At 69.4% G+C, this 8,124-nt stretch carries 8 protein-coding genes; 2 read left to right on the forward strand and 6 right to left on the reverse strand.

Going from position 1 to position 8,124, the window contains the following annotated elements; translation table 11 throughout:
* Positions 1–222 precede the first annotated feature (222 nt).
* Complete coding sequence (locus D7V88_RS35685; protein ID WP_341870746.1) at positions 223–651, forward strand: MarR family winged helix-turn-helix transcriptional regulator; 429 nt, start codon at positions 223–225, stop codon at positions 649–651.
* Positions 652–791: 140 nt separating this feature from the next.
* Here D7V88_RS35685 and D7V88_RS35690 read toward each other — a convergent pair whose 3' ends face one another.
* Complete coding sequence (locus tag D7V88_RS35690; protein WP_120545063.1) at positions 792–1,085, reverse strand: SPFH domain-containing protein; 294 nt, start codon at positions 1,083–1,085, stop codon at positions 792–794.
* 224 nt (positions 1,086–1,309) lie between these two features.
* Here D7V88_RS35690 and D7V88_RS35695 point away from each other — a divergent pair, with 224 nt between their 5' ends.
* A complete protein-coding gene (locus D7V88_RS35695) occupies positions 1,310–2,398 on the forward strand; it encodes a type IV pilus twitching motility protein PilT (protein WP_208726675.1) in 1,089 nt (362 codons plus the stop codon).
* Between the two features lie 30 nt (positions 2,399–2,428).
* On the opposite strand, the gene D7V88_RS35700 is transcribed toward D7V88_RS35695, so the two are convergent.
* The 5 genes from D7V88_RS35700 to D7V88_RS35720 form a co-directional block, all read right to left on the reverse strand.
* Positions 2,429–4,063: a fumarate hydratase gene (locus D7V88_RS35700; RefSeq protein ID WP_120545065.1), complete on the reverse strand. Its 1,635-nt coding sequence runs from the start codon at positions 4,061–4,063 to the stop codon at positions 2,429–2,431.
* A gap of 56 nt (positions 4,064–4,119) precedes the next feature.
* Entirely contained in the window at positions 4,120–4,683 is a 564-nt protein-coding gene (locus tag D7V88_RS35705; RefSeq protein ID WP_120545066.1) for a class I SAM-dependent methyltransferase, read from the reverse strand.
* Positions 4,684–5,088: 405 nt separating this feature from the next.
* Positions 5,089–6,363 (reverse strand): MFS transporter, encoded by a 1,275-nt coding sequence (locus D7V88_RS35710; RefSeq protein WP_120545067.1) that lies wholly within the window; start codon positions 6,361–6,363, stop codon positions 5,089–5,091.
* 81 nt (positions 6,364–6,444) lie between these two features.
* Positions 6,445–7,551, reverse strand: coding sequence for an isopenicillin N synthase family dioxygenase (locus tag D7V88_RS35715; protein ID WP_120545068.1), 1,107 nt, complete (start codon positions 7,549–7,551; stop codon positions 6,445–6,447).
* 103 nt (positions 7,552–7,654) lie between these two features.
* Positions 7,655–8,124, reverse strand: a 470-nt coding sequence (locus D7V88_RS35720; RefSeq protein WP_208726677.1) for a protease, incomplete at its 5' end; no start/stop codon positions are given.

Below are 8,124 nucleotides of genomic sequence, written 5' to 3' on the forward strand. Positions count from 1 at the left end.
GGGCGCGGAAGGCTGCGCCTGGGGTGCGGCGGCGAGGAGGAGGACAAGAAGGGCGCTGGGGGTGGCCATACTCTGGAGCGGCAGGACTTTCCGGTGGGCGTGTGGCAAACACACCTTCCGGCCCCTGCGCGCGGTCAAGATGTAATTGACAACCGTTGTCGAATGCAATGATCTCTTACGCCCATGACCCTCGCTGAGCAAGTGGCATCAACGCGACGCGCCGTGGTCCGACTCCTCAGCCAGAAGGTGGGAGAGCAAACGGACCGGCCGCTGATGCAACTGCTCGTGCTGAAATACATTCTCGTGCTGGACATCCACAGCCAGGCGGTCATCGCGGAGCGGCTGCTCATCGACGCGCCCGCCGTGAGCCGGCTGGTGGATCGCCTGGAGGAGGATGGGCTGGTGGAGCGCCGCGCGGGGGAGAACCGCCGCTGTGTGCGCCTGGAGGCGACCGACGCGGGCCGCAAGGAATTCCAGGCCCTGGAGCGCGCCACGGAGTGGCTGGACGAAGAGGCCCGGGCCCAGCTTTCGCCCGGAGAGTTCGAGGAGCTGTCACGCCTGCTGGAGAAACTCCAGGGCGGCCTGCTCCAGCGGCTCGCGTCCTCGCCCCCGGGCAACAACCCGTGCGGCACCTCGCGCAAGGACGAGTAGCTCCCGCCTCACGCCTGCCCCGAAACGACGACGGGTGACGACGGGGCGGAAACGGGCTCCTGCCCGCGTCCGTCCCGCCGCCACCCATGCGTCACTTCCGGGGGGAAGGGTTGAAGGTTGGGTTGAGGGGGGACGTTCCGCTAGCGATGACGGGGAATGTTGCGGGACACGTGCAGGGCCCACGCCTCCGCCGAGTCCAGCTCCGCGCGGGCGCTGGCGAAGCGATCCAACGCCTCATCGGTGCCGTCGTTGCCGAAGATGGCGTCGTGCAGTTCCTTCTGGGCCCGCGTCAGCCGCAGGCTCGTCTGCAACCACAGCCGGGCCGCCATGCGCGGCGTGATGACCACCTGCGTGGGATCCCACACCTCCAGGGCGGCGAAGTCGGCGGAGGACATCTCTTCGTATCCAGCGGCCTGCTCGGTTCGTGCGTTCATGCCCGGATGTTCGCCATGGCCTCCAGGCAGGGCATCCGGGCCATCTGGGCAGGCTGGAAGGCCACTGGTGAGCAGTCGAGGACAGTTCCACCATCCCCTGGGGTACTCGCCTTCCTGGTTTTACGGGGAGAATCAATACAGCAGGGCTGGGAGAATGCTTCCCACACTGCAATCCTGGAGAGAATCGAGCGCCTTCTCCTAGAATCCTCCGCTCCCTCCGTGACGTGCGAGGCATCACCCTGGATCTGAACACCCTGAACAAGCTGCTCACCGTTGGCGTCCAGAACGGGGCTTCGGACATCCATTTCCGGCCGGGGGATCCCCCCATCTACCGGGTGAATGGTGTGCTGCGGCCGTTGAAGATGGAAAAGCTGCAAGCGGACCACACCAAGCAGGTGGCCCTGCACGTGATGAATGATCCGCTGATGAAGGCGCAGGTGGACAGCGTGCAGGAGTGCGACTCGTCCTACAGCCTTCCGGGGGTGGCGCGCTTCCGCGTGAACATCTACCGGCAGCGGGGCTCGCTCGCCTGCATCCTGCGCATCATCCCGGACGAGATTCCCAGCATCGACGGCATGGGCCTGCCGCAGGTGCTCAAGACGATCGCCGGCAACGAGCGCGGGCTGGTGCTGGTGACGGGGGCGACGGGGTCCGGCAAGAGCTCCACGCTGGCGTCGATGATCAACCACATCAACCACACGGAGAGCCTGCACATCCTCACCATCGAGGACCCCATCGAGTTCATCTACAAGAACGTGAAGTCCTCCATCTCCCAGCGGGAGATTGGGCCGGACACGCAGAACTTCGCCATCGCGCTGAGAGCTGCGCTGCGTCAGGACCCGGACGTCATCCTGGTGGGCGAGATGCGCGACACGGAGACCATCGACATCGCGCTGAAGGCGTCGGAGACGGGACACCTGGTGCTGTCCACGGTGCACACCACGGACGCGTCGCGCACCATCAACCGCCTGGTGTCGGTGTTCCCGGCCGAAGAGCAGACCATGGTGCGCATGCGCCTGGCGGACTGCCTCAAGGCGACCATCTCCCAGCGCCTCTTGCCGCGGGCCACCGGCAAGGGCCGCACGGTGGCGCTGGAGATCATGGTGCAGACGAAGACGGTGGAGCAGTACATCCGCGACGACCGCGCCAGCGAATTGAAGGACGTCATCGAGAAGGGCCGCGACATGTTCGGCATGCAGTCCTTCGACCAGCACCTGACCCAGTTGTACCGGGCCGGGGACATCACGCTGGAGACAGCGCAGAGCGCGGCCTCCAACCCGGCGGACTTCCAGCGCGCGCTCGAGTTCGACTGAACCCCGCGCGCCGGAAGGGACTCCGGCGCGTCAGGCCTTCTTCGCGGACGGCTTGTTGATGTTCGCGAAGAAGTCGTTGCCCTTGTCGTCCACGACGATGAAGGCGGGGAAGTCGACCACGTCGATCTTCCACACGGCCTCCATGCCCAGCTCCTCGTACTCCAGCACCTCCACCTTGGTGATGCAGTCCTTGGCGAGCCGGGCCGCCGGGCCTCCGATGGAGCCCAGGTAGAAGCCGCCGTGCTTCTTGCAGGCCTCGGTGACGGCCGGGGAGCGGTTGCCCTTGGCGAGCATCACGAAGCTGCCGCCCTCCGCCTGGAACTGATCCACGTACGCGTCCATGCGGCCCGCGGTGGTGGGGCCGAAGGAGCCGGACGCGTAGCCCTCCGGCGTCTTCGCCGGGCCCGCGTAGTAGACCATGTGGTCCTTCATGTACTGGGGCATGCCCTCGCCCCGGTCCAGGCGCTCCTTGAGCTTCGCGTGCGCGATGTCGCGCGCCACCACCAGCGAGCCCGACAGCGACAGGCGCGTCTTGATGGGGTAGCGCGACAGCTCCGCGCGCAAATCACTCATGGGGCGGTTCAAGTCCAGCTTCACCACGTCGTCGGACAGGTCCGTGTCCTTCGCCTCCGGCAGGTACTTCGCGGGGTCGGTCTCCAGGGCCTCCAGGAAGACGCCGTCGCGCGTGATTTTTCCCAGGGCCTGACGGTCCGCGGAGCAGGAGACGGCGATGGCCACCGGGCAGGACGCGCCGTGGCGGGGCAGGCGGATGATGCGCACGTCGTGGCAGAAGTACTTGCCGCCGAACTGCGCGCCGATGCCGGTGCGCTGGGTGAGCTTGAGCACCTCCTGCTCCAGCGCCACGTCGCGGAAGCCGCGGCCCAGGGCGTTGCCTTCGGTGGGCAGCGAGTCCAGGTAGCGCGCGGAGGCGTACTTGGCCGTCTTCAGCGCGAACTCCGCGGACGTGCCGCCCACCACGATGGCCAGGTGGTACGGCGGGCACGCGGCGGTGCCCAGCGAGCGGATCTTCGTCTCCAGGAACGTAAGCAGGCTCTGCGGATTGAGGACCGCCTTGGTCTCCTGGAACAGGTAGCTCTTGTTCGCGGAGCCGCCGCCCTTGGCCATGAAGAGGAATTTGTAGGCGTCGCCGTCGGTGGCGTAGAGCTCGATCTGCGCGGGCAGGTTGTTGCCCGTGTTGACCTCCCGGTACATGTCCAGCGGCGCCATCTGCGAGTAGCGCAGGTTCGACGTGAGGTACGTGTCGAACACGCCCCGGGAGATGGCCGCCTCGTCGCCGCCCTGGGTGAGGACGTACTGGCCCTTCTTGCCCATCACGATGGCGGTGCCGGTGTCCTGGCAGGAAGGCAGCACGCCGCCCGCGGCGATGTTCGCGTTCTTGAGCAGCTCCAGCGCCACGAAGCGGTCGTTTTTCGACGCCTCCGGGTCCTGGAGGATGTTCGCCAACTGCTGGAGGTGCCCGGGGCGCAGCAGGTGCGAGATGTCCCGCATGGCCTCGCGGGTGAGCAACGTGAGGGCCTCCGGCGCGACCTGGAGGAAGGACCGGCCGCCGGCTTCCAGCACGGAGACGTGCTCCTTCGTGAGCAACCGGTAGGGCGTCTCGTCCTTGCCGAGCGGCAGCATGTCCTGGAACTGGAAGTCACTCATCGCGTCGCGTCTCTCACGGCAAGGGTGGAACGAAGGGGCGGGCCCGGCGGGGGACTCTACCGGGCCTGTTCCCGGGGTGGCACCACGTAGAGGTACACGGGGGTGCGGTACAGGTCGTCCAGCCGCACGGTGCGCGCGGGCGTCCACCCCCGGAGCGAGAAGGTGTGGCTGAGGATGAGGGCGCCCTCGGGCAGCTCGGCCGCGAAGCGGGGCGCCAGGCGCGTCATGTGGCCCCGCGACAGGTAGCAGAGGACGCAACTTGCGTCCTGGAAGGACGCACGGAAGAAGTCCTGGCGGCGCAGGGTGAGGTTCGCGCGCGGGAAGAACCGCATGCGCAGGCGCATGAAGAGGAAGGGCAGCCAGGAGCGCTCGTAGGCGATGACGCGGGCCTGGGGGCAGCGGTCGGCCAGGGGGAAGGCCAGGTCTCCCCAGCCCGCGCCCAGCTCCAGCACGGTGCCCGTCAGGTCGCGCGGAAGCATCGCGAGCAGGGCCCGCCGCACCCGGGGCGGGCTGGGCATGGGCGGCGCGCCGGTGCGCAGCGTGGACACGACGATGGACAGCGCCCCCGCGAGGAGCACCGCCCAGAGCAGCAGGAAGAGGAGGGTGCCCGTCGCGCTCACCGGGCACGCATCATCGCAAATGCCGCCGGAGTCGGGGCCCTACTTGCGAGGGAGGTGGCCCGCGTCCGCATGGCGCACGGGCGAGGCCGGCGCTGCTGCCGGGGGCTTCACCCGCGCGACGGCGGGGGCCGGTTCAACGCTCTCGAACAGGGCCCGGCCCAAGACGAAGCAGAAGACCACTCCCACGGTGAGTGCCATCACGTTCCAGTAATACCCCATGGGGCCTGCCACGAAGCACGGACCATGCCGTCCCTGCGGCGCACTCGGAACGCGGGGGCCAGGCGCACCCGGTTGTGTCCTTTCGCGCTACAGCGGCGGACCCGGGCGTTGCCCCCCAGGCAACAGCTCCCTCACGCCGCGTTCAATGCTCGGAGGACCAAGGGCTTCACGTGCAGGCTCGGGCCGCTACACGGAGGGCGCGGAGTTGGCGGGCTTGGGCTCGGGCGTGGGCCGGTGCGCGGCGGACTCCAGCCGGTCCACGTTGCGCAACTCGGGGAAGAGCCACGCCCAGAGGCCCACGACGACGAGGGTGCCCACGGCGCCAATCACCACGGCGTGCACGGCGCCCAGCGCTTCGGCCAGCGAGCCCGCGCGGAACTCGCCCAGCTCGTTGGAAGCGCCAATGCACATCATGTTCACCGCGCCCACGCGGCCGCGCATGTCGTCCGGCGTGGAGACCAGCTCCAGCGTGTGGCGCACCACCACGCTCACCATGTCCGCGGCCCCACCGATGGCGAGCGCCACGAGCGACAGGGGCAGCGACGTGCTCAGGCCGAACACCAGCGTGGCCGCGCCGAACACCGCCACCGCGCCGAACATCTTCCACCCGGCATGGCCGCCCAGGGGACGGAACGCGAGCAGCACCGCCACCACCGCGGCGCCCGCGGCCGGAGCGCTGCGCAACAGGCCCAGGCCCAAGGGCCCCGTCTGCAGCACGTCGCGCGCGTAGATGGGCAGCAGCGCCACCGCGCCACCCAGCAGCACGGCGAAGAGATCCAACGTGAGGCTGCCCAGCAGCAGGCGCTTCTGGCTCACGAACCGGAGGCCCGCGACGAGCGTGGCCAGCGAGATGGGCTCTCGCGACGCGCTGCCCGTGCGGACCTTGAGCGAGAGGATCCACCCCACCGTGAGCGCGCACAGCGACGCGGACGCGATGTAGACGCCCTTGCCGCCCAGCCACCCGTAGAGCAGTCCGCCCACGGCGGGGCCCGCGATGGTGGCCACCTGCCACGTGGTGGAGTTCACCGCCACCGCGCGCGTCAGCTCCTCGGGGGGCACCAGGTACGGCGTGAGCGCGGAGCCCGCGGGGGCGTAGAAGGCCCGCGCGGTGCCGAACAGCACCAGCACGCCGTAGACGAACCGCACGTCGGTGACGTGGCCCAGCGTGAAGGACAGCAGCAGCAGGCTGCACACCAGCATCACGCCCTGGCAGATGGCCAGGATGCGGCGGCGGTCGAAGCGGTCCGCCACCTGCCCGCCCAGGAGGCTGAAGGCGAGGAAGGGGACGAACTGCGCCAGTCCCGTGTAGCCCAGCGCGAGCGCGCTGCCGGTGAGTTCGTACACCTGCCAGCCGATGGCCACCGACTCAATCTGCACCGCGAGCACCGCGCACAGACGGGCGATTTGATACAGCCGGAAGTCGCGGTGACGGAAGACGGACGTGCTGAGCGCGTTGGCCATGCTGGAGTCGCGCTGTAACGCAGCCCGTCCAGCTCCGCCAGCCACAACGCGTGGCGACTCCCGCCTGGAACCTCTCCGGGCCTACGAGGTAGCGCGCATCCGGTTGAGCCGGTCGTAGTGACGGTAGCCCAGCTTGTCGAGCGCGGCGGGCGGCGCGAGGCCGATGTCCACCAGCGTCTTGATGTCGTACGTGCCCGCGAGCACCGGCGGCGCGTAGTTGCCCACTGCCTCCGGCGTGCGGAAGCCCGGCAGCGGGAAGAGCACCGTGCTGGTGTGCACGTGCATGAAGTGCGCGGCGGACTGGCGCTGCCACCCCGGCACGCCCGGCGCGGTGATGACGTGCGGCGTGGCGAGGAACGTGCCGCCGGTGAGGATCTCCAACTGCTGGCCCACCTGCGCCACGATGCAGCCCGCGGGCGCGGTGCCGCGCACCATCAGGCCCTGCGGCGCGTCCGGCGTCGCGCGCGTGCGCAGGTACAGGCCGCTCTTGTCATCCGGCTTCGGCGCCGGGCGGCCCTCCGGGTCCAGGAACCGGCCCCCGGGCAGGAGCGTGAGCAGGTTGAAATCCGTGTGCTCCTCGCCCCAGAGGATGCCGGTGTTCACCTGGGACGGGCCCAGGGGCAGGTACTGGAGCGCGCGCGTGACGTGGGGCGCGCGGTCGCAGAAGTCCGTGAAGGTGGTCTCCGGCAGGTTCAGCGCCAGGGCGGAGCCGCGCAGGAGCTTGAGCCCGGCCTCGTGCAGCGCGCGGCCCATGGTGAGCAGGCCGTCCTGGAAGTACGGCGGCGCGGAGTCGGGCCAGATGTTCTCCGGGTACAGCTCCGGGAACTCCAGTGCGGACTGCGCGTCGTTGGGCGTGGGCGCCGCGAAGTAGCACTCCTTGAAGTCCGGCTGCCCGTTGCCGGCGACGGCGACCTCCGTGTTCGGAGGCGTCCACCCGCGCTGGTACCAGAGGTCCGCGCGGCCCAGGGGGCGCTTCACGGCTTCGGGGAGGGCGACGAACGCGGAGAACGCGTCGTAGAAGCGCTCCAGCGCCGGTGCGTCCACTCCGTGGTTCTTCACGAACACGAGGCCGAAGACGCCGAAGGCCTCGCGCAGTGCCGCCGCGGCGCGTTCGAGGCGCGCCGGTTCGCCCGACGCGAGGTCCGCGAGGTCGACCGTCGGGATGTGGATCGAGGAGGTGTCCGCCATGGTGGGCCCAGGTGTATCGCGCCCGGGCCCGCCTGAGGAGGGGGACAATGCCTGCCCGCTTGAAGCAGGACACCCGCTTCCCGGGAAATCCGGGAGCAGGCCGTCAGCGCGCGGTGAGGGTCACGTCCACCGGGGCGCACTTCACCGGGGTGGACTTGTAGTCGCCGTTCAGGCGGGGCACGTCCTCCTGGCGGGTGGCGACGTCCATCAGCTCGTCGCGGAAGGTGATGCGGTAGGTGCCCGGCTTCTTGAAGTCATAGGACTGCGTCACCTCCACGCGGTTCTCCACTGTCGCGCCCGGGGCAATGGCCTCGTAGCTGGAGGCGGAAGGGGCGGCGCGCTTCACCATGCGGCCCTGGTACTCCACCTCCGTTCCGTCGCGGGTGACCTGGAACACGGTGCCCAGGATGCCCTCCAGCGGCGTCTGCCACTTCAGGACCCAGAGGGCTTGAGCGGAGCGGTTGGTGAGCTGGAAGAGGACCTCCACGCTTTCGCCCACGCGGGCCGTCGCGGGGGCGCTCAGGGTGCATTCCAGGTTCGGGGTCGTCACGGCGGCGGGCTCCGGGGCGGGCG

Origin of the sequence: Corallococcus terminator (assembly GCF_003611635.1) — a bacterium.
GTDB lineage: Bacteria > Myxococcota > Myxococcia > Myxococcales > Myxococcaceae > Corallococcus > Corallococcus terminator.